Here is a 23,070-nt window from a genome sequence, read left to right as displayed (position 1 = left end):
ATGGACCCGGACCCGGCCGAGGACCGGCCCCAGCCGCGCCCCGCGAACCACGTGGTCGTGCTCTTCGGCGCGACGGGTGACCTGGCCAGGCGCAAACTGCTGCCCGGCTTGTTCCACCTCGCCAAGGCGGGGCTCCTGCCGCAGCGCTACCGCATCGTCGGCTCGGCGCCGGCGGCCGAAGCGCTGAGCGACGAGCAGTTCCGCGTCCACGCGCGCCAGGCCGTGGCGGAGTTCGGCCGCTCGCGCCCCGAGGGTCCCGCGTGGCAGGAGTTCGAGGCCGCACTGTCCTTCGGCGCGGCCGACCCGGACGCCCCCGAGCCGCTGGTGACGGCGGTCCACGAGGCCGAGCAGGCCGTCGGCGGCACTCCGCGGCGGCTGTTCCACCTCGCCGTCCCGCCCGTGGCGTTCACCTCCGTCGTCGGTCTGCTCGGGGCCTCGGGCCTGGCCCGGGACGCGCGCGTCATCGTCGAGAAGCCCTTCGGGACGGACCTCGCGTCCGCCCGCGCGCTCAACGGGGCCGTCCACGCCGTCTTCGACGAGTCCCGGGTGTTCCGCATCGACCACTTCCTCGGCAAGGAGGCGGTGGACAACATCCTTGCCCTCCGGTTCGCCAACGGTCTCTTCGAGCCGCTCTGGAACCGGGAGCACATCAGCCACGTGCAGATCGACGTGCCCGAGCAGATCGACATCCAGGGCCGCGCCCACTTCTTCGAGGGCACCGGCACCTTCCGCGACATGGTCGTCACGCACCTGTTCCAGCTGCTGGGCTTCGTGGCGATGGAGCCGCCGGTCTCGCTCGAAGCGCAGGCGCTGCGGGACGAGCAGGTCAAGGTCTTCCACAGCATGCGGCCCTTGGACCCCGCGCACGTCGTGCGCGGCCAGTACACCGGCTACCGCGCCGAGCCGGGCGTCGCTGCGGACTCGGACACCGAGACCTTCGTCGCGCTGCGCGTCGACATCGACAACTGGCGCTGGGCCGGCGTGCCCTTCCACCTGCGGTCGGGCAAGGCGCTGGCCGAGGGCCGGCACGTCGTCACCCTCGGCCTGCGCGAGCCCGTGCTGCGCATGTTCCCCCTGGACGCCCGGGAGGCGGCGGACGGCCGCGCCAACGAACTCGTCATCGACTTCGCCGACCCCGGCTCCCTGACCGCCCGGTTCCTCGTGAAGGAGCCCGGCCCCTCCATGCAACTCGCGGAGGCCGACATGGTCTTCGGCTACCGCAGCTCCTTCACCACGGAGAACTCCCTGGAGGCGTACGAGCACCTCATCCTCCAGGCCATGCTCGGCGACCAGTCCCTCTTCACCCGCTCCGACGGCATCGAACGCCTGTGGGAGGTCTCCGCCCCGCTGCTGGACGCACCGCCTCCCGTCGCCCCGTACGCCCCCGGATCCTGGGGGCCCGAGGCCATCGGGTCCCTCGTGGCCCCCTACCGGTGGCACCTGCCCGAACGGCGGTGAGACGGCGGTCGGGCTGCTCCGAACGCCACGCCACCTCAGCCGTACGGGGGACCGCGCTCCTCCTGCGGGCGCCGCAGTGCGCACCGGCCGCCGTCCCCTCCTAGCCTCGACGGCATGCTGGGACTCCCCGACCACGTCAGCGCCTGCCTGTTCGACCTCGACGGCGTCCTCACCCGGACCGCGAAGGTCCACGCGGCCGCCTGGAAAGAGATGTTCGACGACTACCTGCGTCAGCGGGCCGACCGCGAGGGCCCGGCCTTCGTGCCCTTCGACGCCGTGCACGACTACGACGAGTACGTGGACGGCCGTCCCCGCGAGGACGGCGTGCGCACCTTCCTCGCCTCCCGCGGCATCACACTGCCCGAGGGCACGAGCGGCGACGGCCCCGACCAGGAGACGGTGCACGGTCTGGGCACCCGCAAGAACGACCTCGTGCTCCGTGCGGTCCGCGAGCAGGGGGTGGAGTCCTACGAGGGTTCGGTGGCCTACGTGCGCGCCGTGCGCGACGCGGGGCTGCGGCGGGCCGTCGTCTCCTCCAGCGCCAACTGCCGGGACGTGCTGGTGGCGGCCGGCATCGAGGACCTCTTCGAAGACCGGGTCGACGGCCTCACGATCGCCGAGCAGGGATTGCGCGGCAAGCCCGCCCCCGACAGCTACCTGGCGGCCGCGCGCCTCTTCGGTACGGACCCGCGCGATGCCGCGGTGTTCGAGGACGCGCTGGCCGGGGTGGCCGCCGGCAAGGCGGGCGGCTTCGGTTTCGTCGTCGGCGTCGACCGCACCGGCCAGGCAGCCGAACTGCGCGCGCACGGGGCCGACGTCGTGGTCACCGACCTCGCCGAGCTGCTGGACCGCTGATGATCACTCATGAGAACTTCGCGACCGAGCCCTGGCAGCTGAGGGAGACCGCCCTCGACCTCGACGTCCTCGCGCAGAGCGAATCCGTGTTCGCCCTCTCCAACGGCCTCCTCGGCTGGCGCGGAAACCTGGACGAGGGCGAGCCGCACGGCCTGCCGGGCTGCTACCTCAACGGCGTGTACGAGACCCACCCGTTGCCCTACGCCGAGGCCGGGTACGGGTATCCGGAGTCGGGGCAGACGACCATCAACGTCACCGACGGCAAGATCATCCGGCTGCTCGTCGACGACCACCCCTTCGATCTGCGCTACGGGGAACTGGTCTCGCACGAACGCGTCCTGGACTACCGCAGCGGCGTCCTGAGCCGGTCCGTGGAGTGGACCACGCCCTCCGGGCGAACGGTGCGCCTGACCTCCCACCGCATCGTCTCCCTCGCACAGCGGGCCGTCGCGGCGATCTCGTACACCGTCGAGGCCGTCAACGGCCCGGCCACCATCGCCGTGCAGTCCGAGCTCGTCGCCAACGAGCAGCTGCCCACCGCCTCCGGCGACCCCCGCATGGCCGCCGCCATCGAGTCCCCGCTGCTGCCCGAGGAGCACTACGCGCACGGCACCCGGCTGCGCCTCGTCCACTGCACGGCCACCAGCGGGCAGCGCGTCGCGGTGGCGGCCGACCACATCGTGGAAGGCCCCGCCGGCACCGCGTGGGCCGCGGAGAGCGAACCGGACGTCGCCCGCCTGACCGTCACCGCCACCCTGGAACCCGGGCAACGGCTCGGGCTCGTCAAGTTCGTGACCTACGGCTGGTCGGCGCAGCGGTCCCTGCCCGCCGTGCGGGACCAGGTGGAGGGCGGGCTGGCGGGGGCGCGGACCACCGGCTGGCAGGGACTGCTCGACGCACAGCGGGCCTGCCTGGACGAGTTCTGGGACTGTGCCGACGTGGAGGTGGAGGGCGACGAAGAGGTCCAGCAGGCCGTCCGGTTCGCCCTCTTCCACCTCTACCAGGCCGCCGCGCGCAACGAACGCCGCGCCATCCCGGCCAAGGGCCTCACGGGCACCGGCTACGACGGCCACGCCTTCTGGGACACCGAGTCCTTCGTCCTGCCCGTGCTCACGCACACCGCGCCGTACACCGTCGCCTCCGCCCTCGCGTGGCGGCACTCCACCCTCCCCCGCGCCCTCGAACGCGCCGGCCAGCTCGGACTCGGCGGGGCCGCCTTCCCCTGGCGCACGATCAACGGCGCCGAATGCTCCGGCTACTGGCCCGCCGGGACCGTCGCCTTCCACGTCAACGCCGACATCGCCGCGGCCGTCGAGCGGTACGTGTTCGCCACCGAGGACCGGGATTTCTACCGCGGCCCCGGACTCGACCTGCTGGTGCACACCGCACGGCTCTGGCGCTCGCTCGGCCACTTCGACTCCGACGGCGTCTTCCACATCGACGGGGTCACCGGCCCCGACGAGTACAGCGCCGTCGCCCGGGACAACCTCTACACCAACGCCATGGCCCGGCGGAACCTGCTCGCCGCGGCCGACGCCGTCGCGCGCCACCCGGACCGGGCACCGGACCTCGGCGTCGACGCCGAGGAGATCGCGGACTGGCGCAACACGGCCGCGCAGATGGCCATCCCCTACAACCAGCGGCTCCAGGTGCACGAGCAGGCCGACGGCTTCACCGACCAGGAACCCTGGGACTTCGACCGCACCTCCGAGGACCAGTACCCGCTGCTGCTGCACTTCCCGTACTTCGACCTGTACCGCAAGCAGGTCGTCAAGCAGGCGGACCTGGTCCTGGCCATGTTCACGTGCCCGGACGAGTTCACCGCGGAGGAGAAGGTCCGCAACTTCGCGTACTACGAGCCGCTGACGGTCCGGGACTCCTCCCTCTCCGCCTGCTGCCAGGCCGTCCTCGCCGCCGAGACCGGCCACCTGCGCCTCGCCTGGGCGTACACCCGCGAGGCGGCGCTGATGGACCTGGACGACCTCGAACACAACACGCGCGACGGCCTCCACATGGCTTCGCTCGCCGGCACCTGGATCGCCCTGGTACAGGGCCTCGGCGGATTGCGCCGCACCCGTCCGGCCCCCGCCGCGCGCCTTCGGGACCAGCAGACCGGGAGTCCACAAGCCGAGGAACCGCAGGCGCCCGTGCGCTTCGCCCCGCGCCTGCCGACCTCGCTGACCCGGCTGGCCTTCAACGTCCGCGTCAGGGAGCGCCGGATCCGCGTCGACATCGGCCAGGCGACGGCCCGCTACACGCTCCTGTCCGGCGGGCCCCTCACCGTGATGCACCACGGCACCCCGGTCGGGCTGACCACGGGCGCGCCCGCGGACCTTCCCGTTCCCCCGGCGCCCGACTCCCCCGAACCCCGCCAGCCCAAGGGCCGCACCCCCGGGGCCTGAGGCGCGGCAGGGACCGGAGGGCTGGTGCGCGCTTCAGGGAAGGCGGGCGGGGTCGACGCCGGTCAGGTCACGGCTCGCCTCCCACAGTCCTGCCGCGGCGGAGGTGTCGGCGAGGTGGGTCCACACCGGCTCGCGCCGGGGCCGGCCGCGCAGGCCGAACACGCGGGGGCCCCACAGCTGTCCGCCGCGCACGTCCGGGTCGAGCACCGCCCGGACGGCGGACCAGGCGCCGGCGTCCTTGCCCTGGACGAGGAGGCCGGCCGGCGCCCCGCGCAGCCGTGCGCCGGGGGTCCGCACGTGGACGGGCGGCCGTGACGGGGTCAGGGAGTCCAGCGCGCCGCCGGGGTGGACCACGACGCTCGCCACCCGGCTCCCGACGGCGCGCAGGCGGCGGTCGAGTTCGAGGCCGAAGTACATCTGTGCCAGCTTGGAGCGTCCGTAGGTGCGTTTGGGCTGGTAGTCCTTCCGGGACTGCAGGTCGTCCAGGTCGAGCCGCTCGGTCTTCGCCGCGAAGCTGCCCACCGTCACGACGCGGGCCGCGGGTGCGGCCGACAGCAGGGGCATCAGCCAGTGCGTCAGCGCGAAGTGCCCGAGGTGGTTCGTGGCGAACATGAGCTCGTGCCCCCCAGCGGTCTGTCTGCGCGGCGGGTCGTCGAGCGCGACACCGGCGTTGTGGACCACCGCGTCGAGGCGTTCGGCGCCCAGTGCTTCCACCGCTGTCCGCAGCGACGGGAGGTCGGCGAGGTCGAGCCGTACGGTCCGCACCCGCGCGCCGGGGACCCGCGCGCGGATCGAGGCCGTGGCGGCCTCCGCCTTCGCCGGGTTCCGGCTGCCCAGCACGACGGTGGCTCCGCCGGCGGACAGCTGCTCCGCGATGAAGTACCCGATGCCGGCGTTGCCGCCCGTGACCAGGAAGACCTTGCCGTGGGCGGGCGGTGGGCGATGGACGTCCCAGGGCTGGGTGGAGGACGTGGACGACACGGCGGGACTCCCTCGCGGTTGTGCGGCTGCCCCGCGGGCAGCTCTCCCGTCCACGGTTCCAGACGCCACCGACACGCCGCCGACGGGTCACCGACGCCTCACCGACGGTCCGTCGTGCCCGTCGGCATCGTCGCGCGCGGGGGCCACGCCGTGGGGTCCAGGAGACCCAGGACGTAGGCGCGGGCGATCAGGGCGGGGCGGTTGGGTACGTCGAGCCGTCTGCACAGGCGGGTCAGGTGGTAGTTGACGCCGTCGACGGTGAGGCCCACCTTGCGGGCGATGGCCGATCCCGACGCCCCCGCCGCGGCGAGCGGCAGGATGCGTGCCTCCTGTGCGCTCAGGCCGTTGGCCGCGTCCTGCGGCGACCGCTCGGGCCGGGCTCCGCCGGGCTCCTCGGTCAGTGAGACCAACAGGCGGGGGACGTCGTCCTGGGGGTCGGAGACCGGTTCGACGGTGACCCGGCCGTGGCGGGCGGTTCCCCGGGCCTGCCAGCTCACCTCGACCGGGTAGCGGGACCTGCGGCGCGAGCGCAGGGCCTCGTCCAGTCTGCGCAGCTGCCGGTCGTTGGTCGGAGTGAGGATGTCGAGGAGCCGGCGGCCTTCCAGTTTTCCCGGCTGGAGCTGCCATGCGGAGGCGAACGCGGGGTTCGCGCCGAGGATCAGACCGTAGGCGTCGCTGATGGCCAAGGCCACGGGTGCCCGGTCGAACAGGCTGACGAACCGTGACCGCCAGGCCGCGGCCGCCTCGCTCAACACCTGTGGTGACGGCTGCGTCACGCACTCTCCCTCTGTCACGGCCAACTGCCCCCGATCAAGGCCCGGCACGGAAAACACCACTACAAGAATAGGTAGTTCTCGTGCGGGTCCGCCCCGGCGGCCGCGTCACCGTGGACACGAGACGGCACCCGGCCAGTGGGCGGGTGCACAGGTCCAGGCAATGACGTGACCAGAAGAGGCAGACGCCATGAGTGAACCGCACACCACCGGCACCGGACCCCTTGACGACGCCGCTCCGCACGCTCCGCACCTGCCGGTCGTCGACGTGAGCGAATCGGGGATGACGAGCACCCCGCTGCAGAGCGCCATGGGCCACGCGCGCCGGCTCGGGCCGGTCTTCGTCCAGCGCTTCCACGACCGGGAGACCGTGTTCGTGAGCGCGGCGGCGCTGGTGGAGGAACTCTCCGACGAGCAGCGCTTCGTCAAGGGCATCGGCCCGGCGCTGGAGAACGTGCGCGAGGTCGCCGCCGACGGGCTGTTCACCGCGTACAACGACGAGCCCAACTGGGCCAAGGCGCACGACATCCTGCTCCCGGCCTTCGCCCTCACCTCGATGCGCACCTACCACCCGCACATGCTGCGGGTGGCCAGGCGGCTCATCGGCTCCTGGGACGCGCGGTTCGCCGGGGACGCCGCCGTGTCGGCCCCGGTCGACGTCGCCGAGGACATGACCCGCATGACCCTGGACACCATCGGCCTGTCCGGGTTCGGCTACGACTTCGCGTCCTTCGAGCGTGAGCAGGCGCACCCGTTCGTCCAGGCGCTCGTCCGGGCCCTCGCCCACAGCCAGGCCAGACTCGGCCGGGTGCCCGGCGCGGACCACACGGCCGAGGACGAGGCGTTCGCGGCGGACGCCGCCTACCTGGCCCGGGTCGTGGACGAGGTGATCGAGCAGCGCAAGGCCTCGGGGGACACTTCGACCGACGATCTTCTGGGCCTGATGCTGGGCTCCCCCCATCCCCGGTCCGGCGAGGTGCTCGACGGGGCGAACATCAGGAACCAGGTGATCACCTTCCTGATCGCGGGCCACGAGACCACATCGGGCGCGCTCTCGTTCGCGCTGTACTACCTGCTGAAGAACCCGGCGGTGCTGCACCTGGCCCAGGCGGAGACGGACGCGTTGTGGGGCGACGACCCGGACCCGGAGCCCTCCTTCGAGGACGTCGGCAGACTGCGCTACGTACGCCAGGTGCTGGGCGAGGCACTGCGGCTGTGGCCGACCGCCGCCGCGTTCGCACGCGAGGCGCGCGCCGACACCGTGATCGGGGGCCGCTACCCGGTGAAGGCGGGGCAGCGGATGCTGGTGCTGACGCCGATGCTGCACCGCGACCCGTTGTGGGGCGACAACGTGGAGGAGTTCGACCCGGACCGGTTCGCCCCCGAGGCCGAGGCGGCCCGTTCCCCGCACGCGTACAAGCCGTTCGGGACCGGGGAACGCGCCTGTATCGGACGGCAGTTCGCCCTCCACGAGGCGACGATGCTGCTGGGCATGCTCGTGCACCGCTACCGGCTCGTCGACCACGCGCGCTACGAGCTGCGCATCAAGGAGACGCTCACGCTCAAGCCCGAGGGGTTCACGATGGCGTTGGGCCGGCGCACCCCGGCCGACCGCGCCCGCAACCGTGCGGCCCTCGGGGCGGTCATGGCGGCCGGCCGGCGGGAGGACACGCAGACCCCGGCAGCGGGCGCGTCCCCCACCCGGGCCGTTCCCGGTACGAGGCTGACGCTGCTGCACGGGTCCAACTTCGGCACCTGCCGCTCGTACGCGCAGGACCTGGCCGCGATGGCCGGGGAGCTGGGCTTCGAGACCCGTGTCGCGCCGCTCGACGACCACCGTGACGGCGGGCTGCCCACGGACGGGCCGCTGGTCGTCGTCGCCGCGTCGTACAACGGACAGCCCACCGACGACGCTGCGGGATTCGTCTCCTGGCTGGCGCAGGCGGCCCCCGGTGCCGCCGAGGGCGTGCGGTACGCCGTCCTGGGCGTCGGGGACCGCAACTGGGCCGCCACCTACCAGCAGGTGCCCACGCTCATCGACGGCCGCCTCGCCTCGGCGGGAGCGGCGCGGCTGATGGACCGTGGCGAGGCGGACGCCTCCGGGGACCTCGCGGGGGCGGTGCGCGGCTTCACCGCCGCCCTGCGCCGTACGCTGCTGGAGTGCTACGGCGACCCGGCGTCCGTGGCCCCCTCCCGGTCGCAGGAGTCGCACGTCCCGGTGTACGAGGTCGCCGAGATCACGGGTGAGCCGCTCGACGCGCTGGCCCGGCGGCACGATCTGCGGCCGATGACGGTGACGCACACCGGGGACCTCGCCGACCTCGGCCACCCGGCCGGCAGGTCGAAGCGTTTCCTGCGCCTCAGGCTTCCCGAAGGGGTCGGCTACCGTACCGCCGACCACCTCGCCGTCCTCCCGGCCAACGACCCGGCCCAGGTGGAGCGGGCCGCCAGGATCCTGGGAGCCGACCTGGACACGGTGCTGGACATCCGGACCCGCCGCCCCGGCCGGACCACCCTTCCGGTCGACCGGCCCCTCGCCGTGCGGGAACTGCTCACCCGGTACGTGGAGCTCCAGACCCCGGTGACGGCCGAGCAGGCGGCCGTCCTCGCGGCGCACAACCCGTGCCCGCCGGAGAAGGCGGCACTGGAACGGCTCGCGGCAGGGACGGCCGGCGACGGAGCATGCCCGGGCAGCCTCGTGGACCTGATCGAGGAGCACCCGGCGCTCCAGGGCCGCCTGCCGTGGCCCGTGCTCCTGGAGCTGCTGGAGCCCATGCGGCCCCGCCACTACTCCATCTCCTCGTCCCCTTCGGCCGGTCCGGGGCGGGCCGACCTGATGATCTCGCTCCTGGAAGCGCCCCACCGCTCGGGCCGGGGCGGCGTGTTCCGCGGAGTGGGCTCTTCGTACCTGCACCGGGTGCGTCCCGGCGACACGGTCCTCGCCCGGGTACAGCCGTGCCGGGAGGCCTTCCGCATCCCGCACGACGAGCGGACGCCGGTCATCATGATCGGCGCGGGTACCGGCCTCGCGCCGTTCCGCGGGGCGATCGCCGACCGCCGCGCGCTGCGTGCGTCGGGAGCCGAACTGGCGCCCGCGCTGTGCTACTTCGGCTGTGACCACCCGGATGTGGACTATCTCCACCGGGCGGAGCTGGAGGACGCCGACCGCGAGGGGGCGGTGTCGATGCGCCCCGCCTTCTCGCTGGCGCCCGAGGGCCGGGTCCGTTTCGTGCAGCACCGGATCGAGGCGGAGGGCGAGGAGGTCTGGCGGCTGACGGAAGCGGGCGCCCGCATCCACGTGTGCGGAGACGGCTCCCGCATGGCCCCGGGCGTCCGCGAGGCGTTCCGCCGGCTGTACGTCCGGTTCAGCGGGAAGGACGAGTCGACGGCTGCGGAATGGCTCCGGGGGCTGATCGCGGACGGCCGCTACGTGGAGGACGTCTACGTGGGCGGCTGACGGCGGCGCCCACCGGCGGCGGCGCGGTTCGATGCGGCGCCGCCGCAACGCCGTTCCCGCACGCGCTCAGCGCTCAGGGGTGGGTGACGGCCTGCTCCAGCAGTCCGTGGAGAACCCGCTGCTCCTGCGGGGTGAGGCCGGACAGCGGACTGTCCACGGCGAGGAGGTCGAGGAGGCGCCGGCGCAGTGCGGCGCCTTCTGCGGTGAGGACGAGGTGCTTGGCACGCCGGTCGGTGGGGTGCGGGTGGCGCTCGACCAGGTTCTGCTTCTCCAGCTTGTCGACGACGAACGTGGTGTTGGAGGGCTCGCAGCTCATCCGTTCGGCGAGCTCCCGCATGGTCATCGGCCCGCTCATCTCGCGCAGCGCGGTCGCCTGGGGCGCGGTGAGGCCCAGGGTGGCCGCGCGCTCCCGTACGTGCTCGCCGATCCGCTGCGCCAGCCCGTTCACCAGACCGCACAGCTGGCGCTCGGCGATGGCCTGGGAGTCGGGGGGCGTCGTCATGCCTCCACCCTAGCAAGTCCATCAAGGCAAAACATTTACAGCTTGAATGATTCGAGCTTGATGTTTATGGTTGGCCTCGTCGCCGCCGGGGGGCGGCGGCCGTCTGATGACCGATCACAGGAGGTATTTCATGGGCGACTTGACGGTGCAGCGCGACGAACGCCTGCGCAGGCCGGCGGGGATCCGGTCGATACGGCTCGGCGACACGAAGGTTTCGTACGTTCCGGATGGCGACGTGCGCTTCCGGCCCCTGGAACTGCTCCAGGACACCACCGACGAGGTGTGGGCCGCACACCCGGAGTACGTGGACGCCACCGGCCACCTCGTGGGGAGCGTCGGCGCCCTGCTGGTGGAGCACGGCGATCGCGCGCTGCTGATCGACGCCGGCATCGGCCCGCAGACGTTCGAGGCTCCGGACGGCCCCCTTTCCGTGATCCGCGGAGGCGCGCTCCCGCAGGGCCTGGGCGACCTCGGCCGCCGCCCCGAGGACATCGAAGCGGTGGCCTTCACCCACCTCCACCCGGACCACCTCGGCTGGGCCTGCCTCCCCTCCCCCGGCACGGACCGGCTCGCGTTCGGCCACGCCGACTACCTGATCTCCGGGCCGGAGTGGGAGCGGCGAGACGTCCTGGAGGAGGGGGGCATGAGCGAGCAGGTCGCCGCTCTCGCACCGCGCGTGCGCACCATCGCGGACGGGCAGGAGGTCTTCCCCGGCGTACGTGTCCGGATCACCCCCGGTCACACCCACGGGCATGCCGAGTACGTCATCACCGGGGGCGGGCGGCGTCTGATCGCCTTCGGCGACGCCGCGCACTCCCCGGTCCAGATCGACCACCCCGAATGGTCCGCGGCCTTCGACCACGACGGCGCCCGGACCGCCGACCACCGCCGTCGCCTCGTCGCCGAGCTGGCGAAGCCCGGCACGATCGGCTTCGGCGTCCACTTCGCCGACGTGGTGTTCGGACGCGTCGAGCGCGACGGCGACGGACCGGCCTGGCGGCCCGTGGACGCCTGACCCCCGTCCGGGACGGCCGCGGAGAAGCGCTGTGGGCCCGTACCGGTCGCCGTACCGGTACGAGGTGGCGGCCCGTCGCCACCGGGGGTGTCACATCCGGCGGTGCTGCGCTGTCCTCGCTGCAGGAGCGAGAGAAGGGATCAGCACCATGAAGACCGTCATCGTGTGCGCCTCCGTGATGCACGGCAACACGCGTCGTGTCGCCGACGTCATGGCCCAGGCGCTGGGCGGGGCCGACGTCGTGCCCCCCGAGGAGGCCGATCTGACGGCGCTGGCCGGCGCGGACCTCGTGGGCTTCGGCTCGGGCGTCTTCTACGGCAGGCTGCACCCCCGGCTGACCGATTTCGTCAGGGCCCTTCCCCCCGGGCGGGGCCGGGCGTTCGTGTTCGCCACCAGTGGGCTGCCGGAGATCCCGCCGGCGCCGTTCACCCGCCCCGTGATCCGGCTCCTCGAAGGCAAGGGGTTCACGGTCGACGGGAGCTTCTCGTGCCGGGCGTTCGACACCTGGGCGCCGTTCAAGCTGATCGGTGGGCTCAACAAGCAGCGCCCGCACGCCGGCGACCTGGCCGCCGCGCGGAGGTTCGCCGAGCGGCTTCGGGTCTGAGGGGCACCGGCGTCGCACCGGCGGTATGAGTAACCGCTCGGTGCCTGGGCAGGGGCCGGGTGAGGTAGCAGGAGGACGCCATGGCAGACGGCGTATCGCATGCCGCAGGTCCCGGAAAACCGCCCGGGTCGCAGTCCACCACGGTCACGCCCGATCACGTCCGGGCCTTGCTGGAGCACGCGGGCGAGGAGCGGGTTCTCATCGTGATCCAGGGCCGGGTGGAGGTCGTGCCGGCCGCCCGATTGCAGGAGCCCGCGTACGAGGGCGCCCTGGAAGTCGCCTCCACACGGGACCTGGACGCGATGTCTGCCCTCAGCCCGCCGCAAAAGGCCGATCCCGAGGTGCTGGCCTCCGTGCTGCAGGCCGCGGTGACGCGGCTCGGCGCCTGAGGAGCCGCGGGCATCCGGCTCACCCGGTGTTCCGACGGAGAGGTAAGGGGGCGGTGGGGGGGCGGTGGCATCCATGCCGGCGCCCCGAGTGGGCAGATCACTCCGGGCGTGGAGGGCCGGCGGTCGGCGGGGGCTGGCCGACAGAACCGGGCTGGTCGATCCCTTCAACCCTCCCACAATCCGGCCCGTCGCGAGCAGCGCCGCCACCACCCCGGACGCCGCACCCGCACGGGCGGACCCGCGGCGTCCGGAGGGTCTCCCTGCGCGCCGTCACCCGACCTGATCCACGACTCGGGTATCACCGTGGTGGATGCGACGTGGTCGGGCAGGTCGGGAAGGTGACTGGTGGACGTGGACCGACATCCGGGACTCGAAGCGGCGAAGGCGGCGATCCGCGCGCTGCCCCCGAGGTGGACGGCGGCCTCGGAACGGGCGGCCGGCGGGCTGTGGCGACTGCCGAGGGCGGCAGATGCCGTGGAGCACGCCTTGGTGGAGGGAGAGGAGGGGCTGCGCGAGCGTGGCTGGGTGATGGTGCGCGCCCGGGTGACGGAGGAGATCGGCTCGGGGCGGGACTGGACGCGGGAGGCCGCGGCATGGCTCGCGCGGGGAGCGGCGACCTGGCGCGAGTCCGCCCGTGTGACGGGCGATCTCGCGTGGCGGGCGCGGGCCGAGGGGTTCAGCGCCCTGCTGTTCCTGGACGAGGCCTACGTGACCACGCTGGATCCGGACACCGCGCTGGGGCGGGGTCTGTGGCACTGCTTCCTGACGACGCTGCGGTACGACTTCCGCTGCGTGGCCATCGAGGAGTTCTTCGACGCACTGCCGGCCGGCCGTGACCGCACGGACCCGTACACCGATTCCCTGCGTGCCTTCGCCCTGCTCGGGCGCTCGCGGACGGAGGGGCTGGCGCTGATGGAAGCGGTGGTGGCCCGGGCGGGTGACGAGGACAAGGTGGTCCACGCGTTGCTGCACGGGCTGTGGCTCGGGGAGAACCTCCCCCGTCAGGCGTCGCTGATGCTGGACCTGCTGGAGGCCTCCGCCTTCTCCGGAGGCCTGCTGGGGCCGGAAGCCCTGTTCCGCAAGGCGGGGGCGCTGCGCAGGCTGCGGCAGTACGAGCCCGCGCTGGCGGCCGTTCAGAGCGCGATCGACTGCCTCGATCCCGGCGAGGTCGTCGTGCACGCCGACTGCGTCCGCGAGCGGTCCCTGATCCTGGCGGAGCGCAGCCTGCACGCCCTCGCGGGCGTCTCCGCCGAGCGCAGCGGGCCCGGCGGTGGCGGTGGGGAGGGCGGCCGGTAGCGGATGCGGGTCCGCGGGGAAACGAAACGGCTCCGCCTTCGGGGGAAGGGGAGCCGTTTCCGTATGAAGTGCGGTGCCGTACGTGACTCAGGCGTGGCTGTGGTGGTGCCGGTTACCGGTGACCAGCCGGTAGACGGCCAGGAGGATGACGGAACCGACGATGGCGGCGACCCAGGTGGACAGGTCGAAGAAGCCGTCGATGGAGTCGACGCCGAAGATCACCTTGCCGAGCCAGCCGCCGAGCAGACCGCCCGCGATACCGATGAGCATGGTGATGATGATGCCGCCAGGGTCCTTGCCCGGCATGATCGCCTTGGCGATGAGGCCCGCGAGCAGCCCTATGAGAATCCAAGCGAGAATGCCCATGATCCGTCTCCTACCTCGATGTATAAGGCTGTTGTCAACGATCGTCTGCACCGAGAGCGCACTTTCAAACCTCCCCGTTTGCTGATCGTTCCGCCGGAGTCCGGGCAGTGGAGTCCCTGTCGGTCCGCGTCGCGGAGGATCCCGCGGCCGGGACCGGGCCTTGGACGTCGAACGAGGGAGGACCCCATGTCCGTGCAGGACCTGCGCGACCAACTCCGGTCGCTGCGCAAGCAGCTCGAAGAGCAGCCGGCCCTTACGCTGCGGGAGCGCGACGACATACACGCGCTGATCGACAGGATCGAAGACCGGCTCCGGACCGGTGACGCCGCCTCCCACTCCGGTCTCACCGGTGGGGTGACGCGTGCGGCGGAACGCTTCGAAGCCGGCCATCCCAAGGTGGCCGGGACCCTGCGCAGCATCGGCGTGGCGCTGGCCAACATCGGCATCTGACACACCGCCCCGCGGCGGCGGGGGCGCGTGGGTCACTGCGCCGGCGTCGACCAGGGCGCGGTCCGGAGGTCGTCGGCGCTGCGCCGCTGCCTCACCACTGAGGGCTCGTCGGCCGCCTTCCCCACGGCGATCATGGAAACGATCGCCCAACCGGGGTTGGGCCGCAGCTCCTCGGTGAGGGCTTCGAGGTCGAAGGCCCGGAACTGATGGGTGGCCAGCCCCAACGCCTGGGCCTGGACGGTGAGGTGGGCGACGGCCTGCCCAAGGTCGTAGTCGGCGAACTCGGAGTAGAGGAGCGGCGAGTCGTCCACGTAGCGGCGGGTCAGCGCGACGACGAGCAGGCCTGCGTCCTTCGCCCACCGCAAGGAACTGGGCGCGAGGTGCGGCAGCACCCGTGCGTGGTCCGGTTCGCCGGGGCGGGCGGGGAGGAAGCCCCACGGTTGCGCGTTCCCGGCGGAGGGAGCCCAGCGGGCGGCTTCGAGCAGCGCGTGGAGGGCGTCGTCGTCCACGCGGCCGGACGGGTCGAACGCGTAGGGGCTGAACCGGTCGGCCAGAAGGGGGTGCACCAGGTCGGTCCGCACGGGATCAGGAAGCATGCCCGGTACAACTGCGCGCCGCCGTGATCCATTTCCTCGACGGCCGGGACCGGGCTCCGCCCACGGACGGTGGGCTGGGGGGGACGGGCGCCAGGGGGCTACGGGGCCGGTGCGGCCCCGGCGCCGTCGTCCGCGACCCGGCGGCGGACCTGGTTCTCCTGGGCGAGGCGCCGTAGCAGCTCGAACACCGGGGCGCAGATCGCGAAGACGATGACCGCCCGCTCGGCCAGGGCCACCGGGTCGTCGACACCGGCCGCCCGCTCCAGGTCCAGCCGGGCCACCGACTCGGCCAGCCTCGCGTAGGCGGCGAGCTCGTCCGGGGCGTACTGGGCGTCCAGCCGCCGCAGTTCTTTCAGTGCCGCCGTCAGGCCCTGCACGTGCGGTGAGGTGTCGGGCGCCTGCCAGTCGAGGTCCGCCAGCAGCTCCGCCACCTCGGCCCCGGCGGTCGCGTCGGCCTCGGCTTCCTCCTCGGGGGCGGTGGCGCGCTGGGCCGCCACCGGCACCGGAAGGGCGTAGCTGATCGCTCCGAGGGCGCCCTCGGAGCTGTCGGCCTGGTCGACGGCGCCGAGCACGTCGCGGGTGGCGGCGATGGACAGGCCGCCGAGCTTGGTCAGTGCCTTGATCAACCGCAGCCGCTGCACGTGCTCCTCGCCGTACTCGGCCAGCGTGGCGGCGGTCGCCCGGCCCGCGGGCAACAGGCCTTGTCGCAGGAAGTACTTGATGCTGGCGACCGGCACGCCCGTCCGCCGGCTGAGCTCCGAGATCTTCATGCGGCTTCCCTGCTGGTCATGCGGTCCGGTATCGGTGACCGGCGATTGGACACCACTACAAGATACTGCCAATATCCAGTAGCTAGATACCTTGAGTATCCAGCCAGGGGCCATCACTCGTCCCACACGTTTCACACACGCCTCACGCGTCACACCACACACACCACACACACCGCACGCACCACACCGCACCGCACCGCCTCGCACCGGAGAATCGATGCCTCACCCCACTCCCCCCTCCGTGCTCCGCCGCCCACAGCTGTGGATCGGAACGGGACTGATCGCCGCAGTGGTCTCGATGTTGTTCGCCCTGCTCTACGTGGGCGGCAACGTCAACCCCAGGGGCAACCTGCGCGACCTGCCCGTGGCCCTCGTCAACGCGGACAGCGGCGCCGACGTCAACGGCCACCGCGTCAACATGGGCCGGCAGATCGTCTCGGGGATACAGAAGGCCGCCGGGGCCGACAAGAGCATCGACTGGCAGGTCGTCAGCCGTGAGGAAGCCGACAAGCGGCTGGGCCGGGGCAAGGTCTTCGGCGCCCTCGTCATACCCAAGGACTTCTCGGCCACGGTGACCGCGCTCGGCGCGCCCCAGCCCGCCACCCAGGACAAGGCCGTCCCGCCGACCCTGACCGTGCTGACGAACCAGGCCGCCGGCAGCATCGGCTCCTCCATGTCCTCCCAGGCCGCCCAGAAGGCCGCCCACGCGGCCTCCGCCCAGCTCGGCCAGGAACTCCTCAAGCAGGCCGCAGCCCAGAAGGCCCCGCTGCCGACGGCCGCGCAGCTCAAGCTGGCCGACCCGGTGACCGTGAACGTCGCGGACGGCCACCCCCTCGGCTCCCGCAGCGCCATGGGCCTGAGCGCCTTCTACTACGCACTGGTCCTGGTCGTCTGCGGCATGCTCGGCGCCAACGTCGTGAACTCCCAGGTCGATACCGCGCTCGGCTACCTGCACACCGATTTCGGCCCGTTCCGCAAGCGTGAACCCGTCCAGCACACCAGTCGCGTCCGTACCCTGGCCATCGGCATGGCGCTGATGCTCGGCCTGTCACTGGTCATGGGCACCCTGGTCGAGGTCGCCACGGTCGGCATCCTCGACATGGACGCCTCCCACCTCGGCCTGCTGTGGCTGTACTCGGTCTCCACCATCGCGGTCGTCGGCGTCGGCAGCCTGGCCCTGTTCGCGGCCTTCGGCACCCCCGGCATGCTGCTGGCCACGATCGTCTTCGTCGCGATGGCCGTCCCCTCCTCCGGCGCCACCGTGCCGGTCCAGGCGCTGCCCGGCTTCTTCCGCGCGCTGGCCGAGTTCGAGCCGCTGCGCCAGATCACCGAGGGCCTGCGCTCGCTGCTGTACTACGGGGCGCAGGCCGACGCGGGCCTGACGCGGGCGTGGGCCTCGATGGGGGTCGCCCTCGTCGCCGCGCTGGTCTTCGGCTTCGCCGTCACCCGCCTCTACGACCGCAGGGGGCTGCACCGCATCCCCCACCCCGACGCCGACGCCGAGGCCGGGGTCGCGGTGCAGGTCTCCTGATCGGGACGTACGTTCCCGCCGTCCGCACAGGCCGCCGGCCCGGCGAAGTCCGCCGGGCCGGCGGCCTGTGCGCGTGACGCCCGGGCGGCGGTCCGCGTCGCTCGCGCCGATCAGCCGTCCTTGCCGCGCTTGCGCAGCGACTGCGGCTTGTGGACGGCCCTGCGGCCGGACTTGCCGCTTTCCACCTCGTACTGCGGCTCGTCCTTCGAGGCGTCGACGATGCGGCCTGCCGCCTTCGTACGCTTGGCGATCTTCTTCTTGACTTCCCCGGACACGGTCTTCCCGTGGCTGCTCCAGGAGACCTTGTCGCCGGGGCCGAGCTTGTCGTCCTTGGCCATGGCAGCTTCCTCCTCCGTTCGCCCTCACCGATCCCGGTCCTGATCATGCTGTTCGGTGCCGGCCGCGGCCGCAACCGCGCGCAGCGTGTCGGACTGGGACGTGCGGACGAGTCCGGCGTGACGTGACGCGACCTGTGGCGGGGCCTTATTCGGTTGCTCTTCCTAGGGGCCCTAGGTTAAACCTAGGACCCCTAGGAAAACGGGAGGGTGCATGGCGCGCGCAGGGTTGACGGCGGAGCGGGTGACGATCGCCGGCGCGGAGCTGGCGGACGACGTCGGGCTTGATCAGGTGACCATGTCGCAGGTGGCACGCCGGCTCGGCGTGAAGGACGCGAGCCTCTACACGCACGTGCGCGGCCTGGAGGATCTGCGGGGACGGATCGCGCTGCTCGCGGCGGACGAGAAGACCATGCGGCTCGCGGAGGCGACCGCCGGACGGGCCGGCAAGGAGGCACTGGTCGCGTATGCCAACACGTGGCGGGAGTACGCCCGTTCGCACCCGGGCCGCTACACGGCCACCCAGATCCCGATCCGGATCGACCCCGAGCTGGCCGCGAAGGCACCCGGTCCGCGGCGGGCGGTCGAGCTGACCTACGGCATGCTGCGCGGCTACGGACTGGCCGAGCCGGACCTGACCGACGCGGTCCGGCTGCTGCGCAGCACGTTCCACGGGTTCGTCGCGTTGGAGGCGGCGGGCGGATTCGCGCACGAGCGGTCGCCGCAGCACTCCTGGCTCCGCGCGCTCGACGCCCTACACACGCTCCTGGAGCACTGGCCCCCGTCCCGAGAAGGAGACTCCTGATGACCGACCCGACCAGCGGCACCCTGCGCGTGCACGGCGCGACCCTGCACTACGAAGTCCGCGGCCAGGGGCCGCTGTTGCTGCTGATTCCCGGCGGGGCGGGCGACGCCGCCTCCTTCGACGGCATGGCCGACGACCTGGCCGCCGAGTACACCGTCGCGACCTACGACCCGCGCGGCATGTCCCGGAGCACGTTGGACGACACCGAGGCCGAGCAGCGGGTGGACCAGCACGCCGACGACGCGTTCCGCGTGCTGGACCTGCTGTCCCCCGGCGAGCCCGCCCGGGTGTTCGGCGCCAGCTCGGGTGCCATCGTCGCCCTGCACCTCCTCACCGCCCACCCCGAACGCGTGGAACGTGTCGTGGCGCATGAGCCGCCGGTGGTGGAGGTCCTGCCCGACGCCCCACGGCACCGCGCGCTCATCGCGCGTGTCCAGGAGACCTTGCGCAGCCAGGGGCTGATGCCGGCGATGGCCGTGTTCGCCGCCGGTCTGAGGAAGGACGGCGACTCCACCGGCCCGAAGGCCGGGATCGAGCTTCCGCCGCAGGCAGCGGCGCGGGCCGAGCGAACGATGGCCAACCTGCCGTACTTCGTCGGGCGCATCGTGCCGAGCTTCATGTCCTACGTCCCGGATACCGGGCGACTGGAGGCCGTGTCGGACCGGCTCGTGCTGGCCTGCGGCGACGATTCGCGCGGCGAGCTGCCCTACCGTCCGGCCGCTCTCCTGGCCGAGCGCCTCGGCACGGAACTCCGTCACTTTCCCGGTGGCCACACCGGCCTCACCACGCACCCGGCCCAGTTCGGCGAAGTGCTCGGCAAGGTCCTCCGCGCGTAACCGCACCAGCCGCGCAGCTCCCAGGGTCAGCAGTTGTCACCGACCGCATCCATCTTTGACCCGAAGCGCGAACCGTAGTTGCTGCCGTAGTCGCCCTTGCGGACCGAGTGGCACTCCTTGCCCTTCGCCCAGTCGATGAACGCGCCGGTCCTGTTGGCCCGGAAGGAGTAGACGTGGTCGACGAACTTGCCGGGCAGGTCCACATAGCCGCCCCGCCACACGTAGAGGTCACCGGTCCCGTCCTGGAACCTCCACAAGCAGATGGCATTGCTCGGGCATGCCGGCAGCGCCTGAGCAGGCGTCGTGGTGCCGAGTGCGGTCAGTACCGCAGCGCCGAAGACCAGCAGGGTGCGCAGGTGACGTGTCCTCATCCGTTCCTCCTCGCCGAGGCCGATCCTCCCATCGTCCTCGGCGGGGGCAAGAAGCGTGGGACGACGGGGACATCCACACGCGTTCTGCGAAAATCCATAGGATCTTCAACGTTTGCCCACGAACCGGCCACACCGCCCGGGCCGGTCAGGCGGAGGTGAAGAGGTCGTCCCGTGCGCCGTCGAGGACGAAGCCGTTGTCGAAGCGGACCCGGACCATCACGCCCGCGCCCCGCTCCTGGTGGGCGGCCCACGCGGGCTCCAGGGAGCGGACCTCTTCCTCCAGTTGCCTCCTGCTCTCCGGTGGCATGTCGTGGCCGAAGGAATCGAGGAGGGACTTGAGCCGCTCGTATTCGCGGACTTCCCGGCCCGGATCCCGCTCCTCGACCACCCGGTCGACGGTTCCCCCGGTCCCGGCCGCCAGCGCCAGGAAGCCGGCGACGGGCCCCGCCGCCGCCCCCTCGGCCATGACGACCGCGTCGGCCAGCCCGATGTCCACGGCCAGCGCGACCCGCTGACCCTCCTTCAGTGTCATGACCCTTCCCTCTCTTGATGCGCTACGGGATGCCTGCCCGTCGGCCGCGCCACCGCCCGCCGTCGAGCGACGGCCACACCAGACCGGGGCGAGCCATTATCCGTCGGCGGGCCGGTGGGGTTGCGGGTGGGTACAGTCGCTGCCGAACGGGTCGGCTGCCGGGGGAGCGGCGTGGGTATGCGGAGGCATCCGCGGGGGGTGTTGGGGTGTCTCGCCTGCCTGTGGGCGGCTTCCTTCGGGGGGCTCCACTTCTAATGGGCGCTCGGTGGCAGCCGCGGCCTCGGGGTTTCGGCAGGAGGCAGACTGGCCGCTGAGCGGCCGCTGTGGTTCGTTGCCGCCGGCCTGTGGGGTGTCGGGGCGCTGTGCCTGGCGGGCGGCCTGCTGGGGTGGGTACTGGTCCGCCGGCGGCTCCGAGGGCGTTGCGGGCAGTTGGTGAGGTGGGCCAGCTGGGGGGTGGCCGCGCTGCTCCTCGTGCGCGCCGTCGGCGTCGAGGTCCTGCTCCTGACCGACGCGACGCACGTGGACGCCTCCCTCAGCGCCGGGCAGCGGTTGTGGACGTTGGCGCTGTGGAACCCCTGGTTCGCCGTCGGTGGTGCGGCATTCGCCGGCGCAGCCTTCGCAGCCGGCCGGTGTCCGTCCTCGGAGCCCGCCCGGCCCACCCGAACCGCCCCGTGACCTCTCGCCCCGCCGGGGGGCCCGGCCGTACCGCCCGCGTCGCGGCGCTCACCACCCGATCGGCATGGCGCGCGGCCCGCGCACCAGCATTTCGGTCTTCCACGTGATGTCGCCGACGACCTCGAGGCCGGGGAAGCGCAGGAGGAGCGCGCCCAGCGCCTCCTGGAGTTCCATGCGGGCCAGCTGGGCCCCCAGGCAGTGGTGGACGCCGTGGCCGAAACCGAGGTGCTGGTTGGCCGGGCGCCGGATGTCGAGGACACCGGGGGCGGTGAAGCGCAGTGCGTCGCGGTTGGCGGCGCCGGTCGCGACCAGCAGCGGGTCTCCGGCTTTGACGAGGGTACCGCCGACCTCGATGTCCTCGGTGGCGTACCGGGCCTGGCCGGCCCCGCTGCCCAGCGGCACGAACCGCAGCAGCTCCTCCACCGCCGTCGCGATCAGGGCGGGGTTCTGCCGCAGCAGCGCGAGCTGGTCCGGGTGGTCGAGCAGGGTGAGGACGAAGTTCGGGATCTGGGAGGCCGTCGTTTCGTGGCCGGCCACCAGGACCGCCACGCACAGGTCGATGAGCTCCAGCTCGGAGAGCCGGTCGCCGTCGCCGTCCCGGGCTTCGATGAGCGCCGTCATCAGGTCGTCCTGCGGGTCCCGGCGGTGGTGGCCGATGAGTTCGGCCATGTACGAGCGCAGTTCCTCGCGGTTGGCGTCGAACTCCTCGGCCGTCAGCGAGCTGGTCGACAGGGCGGCGTCGCTCCATGCCCGGAAGCGCGGCCGGTCCACGACCGGCACGCCCAGCAGGCGGCAGATCACGGCGACGGGGATGGGCAGCGCGTAGCGGTCGACGAGGTCGACGGGAGGCCCGGCCGCTTCCAGTTCGTCGAGCAGCTCGGCGGTGAGCGCGCGTACCTGGGGGCGGAGCCTTTCGACCTGCCGGACGGTGAACGCCTTGGCGACGAGGGACCGCAGCCGGGTGTGGTCGGGCGGGTCCATGCCCAGGATCCCGCTGTCGGTGCGGCCTTCGGACTGGCGGGGTTCGTCGTGGGTGCCGGCCGCCGCGCGGCTGAAGCGGGCGTCGCCCAGCACGAGGCGGGCGTCCGCGTAGCGCGTGACCAGCCAGGCGGGCTCTCCGTAGGGCATCTGCACGCGTAACAGGCCGGGCCGGTCGCGTACGCGCTCGTACTCCTCGGCCAGCTGGAGTCCCTCGGCGGTGTTGAAGGGGTAGGCGAGGGCGGTGGTGCCGGTGCTCGTCACTTCGGCCTCCCGGACGCGGGTGGTAAGCAGCTGCTTACAACGTAGGACGAGCCGTCCGGCGGGTCAACGCCCGTTTGTGGCCGTTATCCTGACGGGCCTTCGGCCCCTCGGAGAGGAGCATCAGCGTGGACGGATCGCCCCGGCCCCAGCCCACGGAGCACCCCCGGAACGCCGCGGCCACCCGTCTGCGGCTGCTCGAAGCCGCAGCCGACCTGTTCGCCGAACGGGGCTACGCGCGCACCACGGTCCGGGCGATAGCCGAGCGTGCCGGAGCCAACCAGGCGCTCCTGTTCCGCTATTTCGGCACCAAGCACGGGCTGTTGACGGAAGTCGTCGCCCGAGGTGGCCTGGAGCAACTGCACGCGACCGCGCCTCAAGACCTGTTCGAGACGGCGCTGCGTTCGCTGCTGACGCGCAGCGCGGCGGGGACCGACCGCTCCCTGGAGGTGTACCTGCGGTCCGTCGGGCGGGGCGACGAGGCCAGCGGGACCCTGCGGGAGCTGGGCGCGGCGTACCAGAAGGCGCTGGCCCGGCTCTCCGCCTCCGATGACGGGGCCCTGCGCGCCGACCTGGCGATGGCCTGGCTGCTGGGAATCGGCCTGATGCGGACGGTCGCCCCACGCGAGCCCCTCGCCGGCGCCGATCCGGACACCGTCTGCCGGCTCGTGCTGGCCGCCCTCGACCGGTTCTGGACCGCGCCGGGGGACGGGCCGCGCCGGGGCGCCGGCGATTAGCGAACAGGGTGCTCCGGCCGGCCGGGACGGGCGCGCTCCGGCCGGCCGGGACGGGCACGCTCCGGCCGGGACGGCAGCCGGGGCCCCTCGCGAAG

Annotated in this window: 23 protein-coding genes and 1 pseudogene; 14 read left to right on the top strand and 10 right to left on the bottom strand. The window is 72.5% G+C overall.

The window, feature by feature from the left end:
* The 3 genes from zwf (at position 1) to OG861_RS29265 (ending at position 4,715) form a co-directional block, all read left to right on the top strand.
* Positions 1–1,458, top strand: coding sequence for a glucose-6-phosphate dehydrogenase (gene zwf, locus OG861_RS29275; protein ID WP_329192434.1), 1,458 nt, complete (start codon positions 1–3; stop codon positions 1,456–1,458).
* Between the two features lie 114 nt (positions 1,459–1,572).
* Entirely contained in the window at positions 1,573–2,313 is a 741-nt protein-coding gene (locus OG861_RS29270) for a beta-phosphoglucomutase family hydrolase (RefSeq protein WP_329192435.1), read from the top strand.
* Entirely contained in the window at positions 2,313–4,715 is a 2,403-nt protein-coding gene (locus tag OG861_RS29265) for a glycoside hydrolase family 65 protein (protein WP_329192437.1), read from the top strand. Before OG861_RS29270 ends, OG861_RS29265 begins: the two co-directional genes overlap by 1 nt.
* 33 nt (positions 4,716–4,748) lie before the next feature.
* Here the strand turns inward: OG861_RS29265 and OG861_RS29260 are convergent, their stop codons facing one another.
* Positions 4,749–5,696, bottom strand: a complete 948-nt coding sequence (locus OG861_RS29260) for an SDR family NAD(P)-dependent oxidoreductase (RefSeq protein WP_329192439.1) — start codon at positions 5,694–5,696, stop codon at positions 4,749–4,751.
* A 98-nt stretch (positions 5,697–5,794) separates the two neighbouring features.
* Complete coding sequence (locus tag OG861_RS29255) at positions 5,795–6,472, bottom strand: PAS domain-containing protein (RefSeq protein WP_329192442.1); 678 nt, start codon at positions 6,470–6,472, stop codon at positions 5,795–5,797.
* 187 nt (positions 6,473–6,659) lie between these two features.
* Between OG861_RS29255 and OG861_RS29250 the strand changes: the two genes are divergently transcribed.
* The gene (locus tag OG861_RS29250; RefSeq protein WP_329192444.1) at positions 6,660–9,926 is read left to right on the top strand and encodes a bifunctional cytochrome P450/NADPH--P450 reductase; all 3,267 of its coding nucleotides are present in this window, start codon (positions 6,660–6,662) and stop codon (positions 9,924–9,926) included.
* Positions 9,927–9,999: 73 nt separating this feature from the next.
* Here OG861_RS29250 and OG861_RS29245 read toward each other — a convergent pair whose 3' ends face one another.
* A complete protein-coding gene (locus OG861_RS29245; RefSeq protein WP_329192446.1) occupies positions 10,000–10,428 on the bottom strand; it encodes a MarR family winged helix-turn-helix transcriptional regulator in 429 nt (142 codons plus the stop codon).
* A 130-nt stretch (positions 10,429–10,558) separates the two neighbouring features.
* On the opposite strand from OG861_RS29245, the gene OG861_RS29240 reads away from it, so the two are divergent.
* From OG861_RS29240 to OG861_RS29225, 4 genes are all read left to right on the top strand, one after another.
* Positions 10,559–11,443, top strand: a complete 885-nt coding sequence (locus OG861_RS29240; RefSeq protein ID WP_329192447.1) for an MBL fold metallo-hydrolase — start codon at positions 10,559–10,561, stop codon at positions 11,441–11,443.
* A 148-nt stretch (positions 11,444–11,591) separates the two neighbouring features.
* A complete protein-coding gene (locus tag OG861_RS29235) occupies positions 11,592–12,047 on the top strand; it encodes a flavodoxin family protein (RefSeq protein ID WP_329192448.1) in 456 nt (151 codons plus the stop codon).
* Positions 12,048–12,127: 80 nt separating this feature from the next.
* Entirely contained in the window at positions 12,128–12,436 is a 309-nt protein-coding gene (locus tag OG861_RS29230; protein ID WP_329192449.1) for a hypothetical protein, read from the top strand.
* Positions 12,437–12,787: 351 nt separating this feature from the next.
* Entirely contained in the window at positions 12,788–13,732 is a 945-nt protein-coding gene (locus OG861_RS29225) for a hypothetical protein (RefSeq protein ID WP_329192451.1), read from the top strand.
* A gap of 87 nt (positions 13,733–13,819) precedes the next feature.
* Here OG861_RS29225 and OG861_RS29220 read toward each other — a convergent pair whose 3' ends face one another.
* On the bottom strand, positions 13,820–14,098 hold the full coding sequence (locus OG861_RS29220; protein ID WP_329192453.1) for a GlsB/YeaQ/YmgE family stress response membrane protein: 279 nt from the start codon (positions 14,096–14,098) through the stop codon (positions 13,820–13,822).
* 186 nt (positions 14,099–14,284) lie between these two features.
* Between OG861_RS29220 and OG861_RS29215 the strand changes: the two genes are divergently transcribed.
* Positions 14,285–14,548 (top strand): DUF4404 family protein, encoded by a 264-nt coding sequence (locus OG861_RS29215; RefSeq protein ID WP_329192455.1) that lies wholly within the window; start codon positions 14,285–14,287, stop codon positions 14,546–14,548.
* A 32-nt stretch (positions 14,549–14,580) separates the two neighbouring features.
* Here the strand turns inward: OG861_RS29215 and OG861_RS29210 are convergent, their stop codons facing one another.
* Both OG861_RS29210 and OG861_RS29205 read right to left on the bottom strand, forming a co-directional pair.
* The gene (locus OG861_RS29210; protein WP_329192457.1) at positions 14,581–15,144 is read right to left on the bottom strand and encodes a nitroreductase family protein; all 564 of its coding nucleotides are present in this window, start codon (positions 15,142–15,144) and stop codon (positions 14,581–14,583) included.
* A gap of 98 nt (positions 15,145–15,242) precedes the next feature.
* Positions 15,243–15,914, bottom strand: coding sequence for a MerR family transcriptional regulator (locus OG861_RS29205; protein WP_329192459.1), 672 nt, complete (start codon positions 15,912–15,914; stop codon positions 15,243–15,245).
* A gap of 217 nt (positions 15,915–16,131) precedes the next feature.
* Here OG861_RS29205 and OG861_RS29200 point away from each other — a divergent pair, with 217 nt between their 5' ends.
* Entirely contained in the window at positions 16,132–17,445 is a 1,314-nt protein-coding gene (locus OG861_RS29200; protein WP_329192461.1) for a YhgE/Pip family protein, read from the top strand.
* A gap of 110 nt (positions 17,446–17,555) precedes the next feature.
* Here the strand turns inward: OG861_RS29200 and OG861_RS29195 are convergent, their stop codons facing one another.
* A complete protein-coding gene (locus OG861_RS29195; RefSeq protein WP_329192463.1) occupies positions 17,556–17,783 on the bottom strand; it encodes a DUF2945 domain-containing protein in 228 nt (75 codons plus the stop codon).
* Between the two features lie 211 nt (positions 17,784–17,994).
* Between OG861_RS29195 and OG861_RS29190 the strand changes: the two genes are divergently transcribed.
* Positions 17,995–18,585 (top strand): TetR/AcrR family transcriptional regulator, encoded by a 591-nt coding sequence (locus tag OG861_RS29190; RefSeq protein WP_329192465.1) that lies wholly within the window; start codon positions 17,995–17,997, stop codon positions 18,583–18,585.
* Positions 18,585–19,421, top strand: coding sequence for an alpha/beta fold hydrolase (locus OG861_RS29185; RefSeq protein WP_329192467.1), 837 nt, complete (start codon positions 18,585–18,587; stop codon positions 19,419–19,421). The genes OG861_RS29190 and OG861_RS29185 overlap by 1 nt, the downstream gene beginning before the upstream one ends.
* Before the next feature lie 26 nt (positions 19,422–19,447).
* Here the strand turns inward: OG861_RS29185 and OG861_RS29180 are convergent, their stop codons facing one another.
* Both OG861_RS29180 and OG861_RS29175 read right to left on the bottom strand, forming a co-directional pair.
* Entirely contained in the window at positions 19,448–19,792 is a 345-nt protein-coding gene (locus tag OG861_RS29180) for a peptidase inhibitor family I36 protein (RefSeq protein WP_329192469.1), read from the bottom strand.
* Positions 19,793–19,937: 145 nt separating this feature from the next.
* Entirely contained in the window at positions 19,938–20,324 is a 387-nt protein-coding gene (locus tag OG861_RS29175; RefSeq protein WP_329192470.1) for a hypothetical protein, read from the bottom strand.
* Between the two features lie 267 nt (positions 20,325–20,591).
* On the opposite strand from OG861_RS29175, the pseudogene OG861_RS29170 reads away from it, so the two are divergent.
* Positions 20,592–20,999 (top strand): annotated as a pseudogene (locus OG861_RS29170) (DUF3995 domain-containing protein); the annotation flags it as partial.
* A 48-nt stretch (positions 21,000–21,047) separates the two neighbouring features.
* On the opposite strand, the gene OG861_RS29165 reads toward OG861_RS29170, so the two are convergent.
* On the bottom strand, positions 21,048–22,241 hold the full coding sequence (locus OG861_RS29165) for a cytochrome P450 (RefSeq protein ID WP_329192472.1): 1,194 nt from the start codon (positions 22,239–22,241) through the stop codon (positions 21,048–21,050).
* Between the two features lie 125 nt (positions 22,242–22,366).
* Here OG861_RS29165 and OG861_RS29160 point away from each other — a divergent pair, with 125 nt between their 5' ends.
* Entirely contained in the window at positions 22,367–22,975 is a 609-nt protein-coding gene (locus OG861_RS29160) for a TetR/AcrR family transcriptional regulator (RefSeq protein ID WP_329192474.1), read from the top strand.
* Positions 22,976–23,070 lie beyond the last annotated feature (95 nt).

It is taken from the genome of Streptomyces sp. NBC_00539 (genome assembly GCF_036346105.1).
Classification (GTDB): domain Bacteria; phylum Actinomycetota; class Actinomycetes; order Streptomycetales; family Streptomycetaceae; genus Streptomyces.
Note: the sequence above shows the minus strand (reverse complement) of the source record. Positions and strands in the feature narration are given on the sequence as shown.

Excerpts from the sequence above, each read along its gene's own strand:
- zwf (WP_329192434.1), top strand. The coding sequence starts at position 1 with ATGGACCCGGACCCGGCCGAGGACCGGCCCCAGCCGCGCCCCGCGAAC.
- OG861_RS29270 (WP_329192435.1), top strand. The coding sequence starts at position 1,573 with ATGCTGGGACTCCCCGACCACGTCAGCGCCTGCCTGTTCGACCTCGAC.
- OG861_RS29265 (WP_329192437.1), top strand. The coding sequence starts at position 2,313 with ATGATCACTCATGAGAACTTCGCGACCGAGCCCTGGCAGCTGAGGGAG.
- OG861_RS29250 (WP_329192444.1), top strand. The coding sequence starts at position 6,660 with ATGAGTGAACCGCACACCACCGGCACCGGACCCCTTGACGACGCCGCT.
- OG861_RS29245 (WP_329192446.1), bottom strand. The coding sequence starts at position 10,428 with ATGACGACGCCCCCCGACTCCCAGGCCATCGCCGAGCGCCAGCTGTGC.
- OG861_RS29240 (WP_329192447.1), top strand. The coding sequence starts at position 10,559 with ATGGGCGACTTGACGGTGCAGCGCGACGAACGCCTGCGCAGGCCGGCG.
- OG861_RS29235 (WP_329192448.1), top strand. The coding sequence starts at position 11,592 with ATGAAGACCGTCATCGTGTGCGCCTCCGTGATGCACGGCAACACGCGT.
- OG861_RS29230 (WP_329192449.1), top strand. The coding sequence starts at position 12,128 with ATGGCAGACGGCGTATCGCATGCCGCAGGTCCCGGAAAACCGCCCGGG.
- OG861_RS29220 (WP_329192453.1), bottom strand. The coding sequence starts at position 14,098 with ATGGGCATTCTCGCTTGGATTCTCATAGGGCTGCTCGCGGGCCTCATC.
- OG861_RS29215 (WP_329192455.1), top strand. The coding sequence starts at position 14,285 with ATGTCCGTGCAGGACCTGCGCGACCAACTCCGGTCGCTGCGCAAGCAG.
- OG861_RS29210 (WP_329192457.1), bottom strand. The coding sequence starts at position 15,144 with ATGCTTCCTGATCCCGTGCGGACCGACCTGGTGCACCCCCTTCTGGCC.
- OG861_RS29205 (WP_329192459.1), bottom strand. The coding sequence starts at position 15,914 with ATGAAGATCTCGGAGCTCAGCCGGCGGACGGGCGTGCCGGTCGCCAGC.
- OG861_RS29200 (WP_329192461.1), top strand. The coding sequence starts at position 16,132 with ATGCCTCACCCCACTCCCCCCTCCGTGCTCCGCCGCCCACAGCTGTGG.
- OG861_RS29195 (WP_329192463.1), bottom strand. The coding sequence starts at position 17,783 with ATGGCCAAGGACGACAAGCTCGGCCCCGGCGACAAGGTCTCCTGGAGC.
- OG861_RS29190 (WP_329192465.1), top strand. The coding sequence starts at position 17,995 with ATGGCGCGCGCAGGGTTGACGGCGGAGCGGGTGACGATCGCCGGCGCG.
- OG861_RS29185 (WP_329192467.1), top strand. The coding sequence starts at position 18,585 with ATGACCGACCCGACCAGCGGCACCCTGCGCGTGCACGGCGCGACCCTG.
- OG861_RS29180 (WP_329192469.1), bottom strand. The coding sequence starts at position 19,792 with ATGAGGACACGTCACCTGCGCACCCTGCTGGTCTTCGGCGCTGCGGTA.
- OG861_RS29175 (WP_329192470.1), bottom strand. The coding sequence starts at position 20,324 with ATGACACTGAAGGAGGGTCAGCGGGTCGCGCTGGCCGTGGACATCGGG.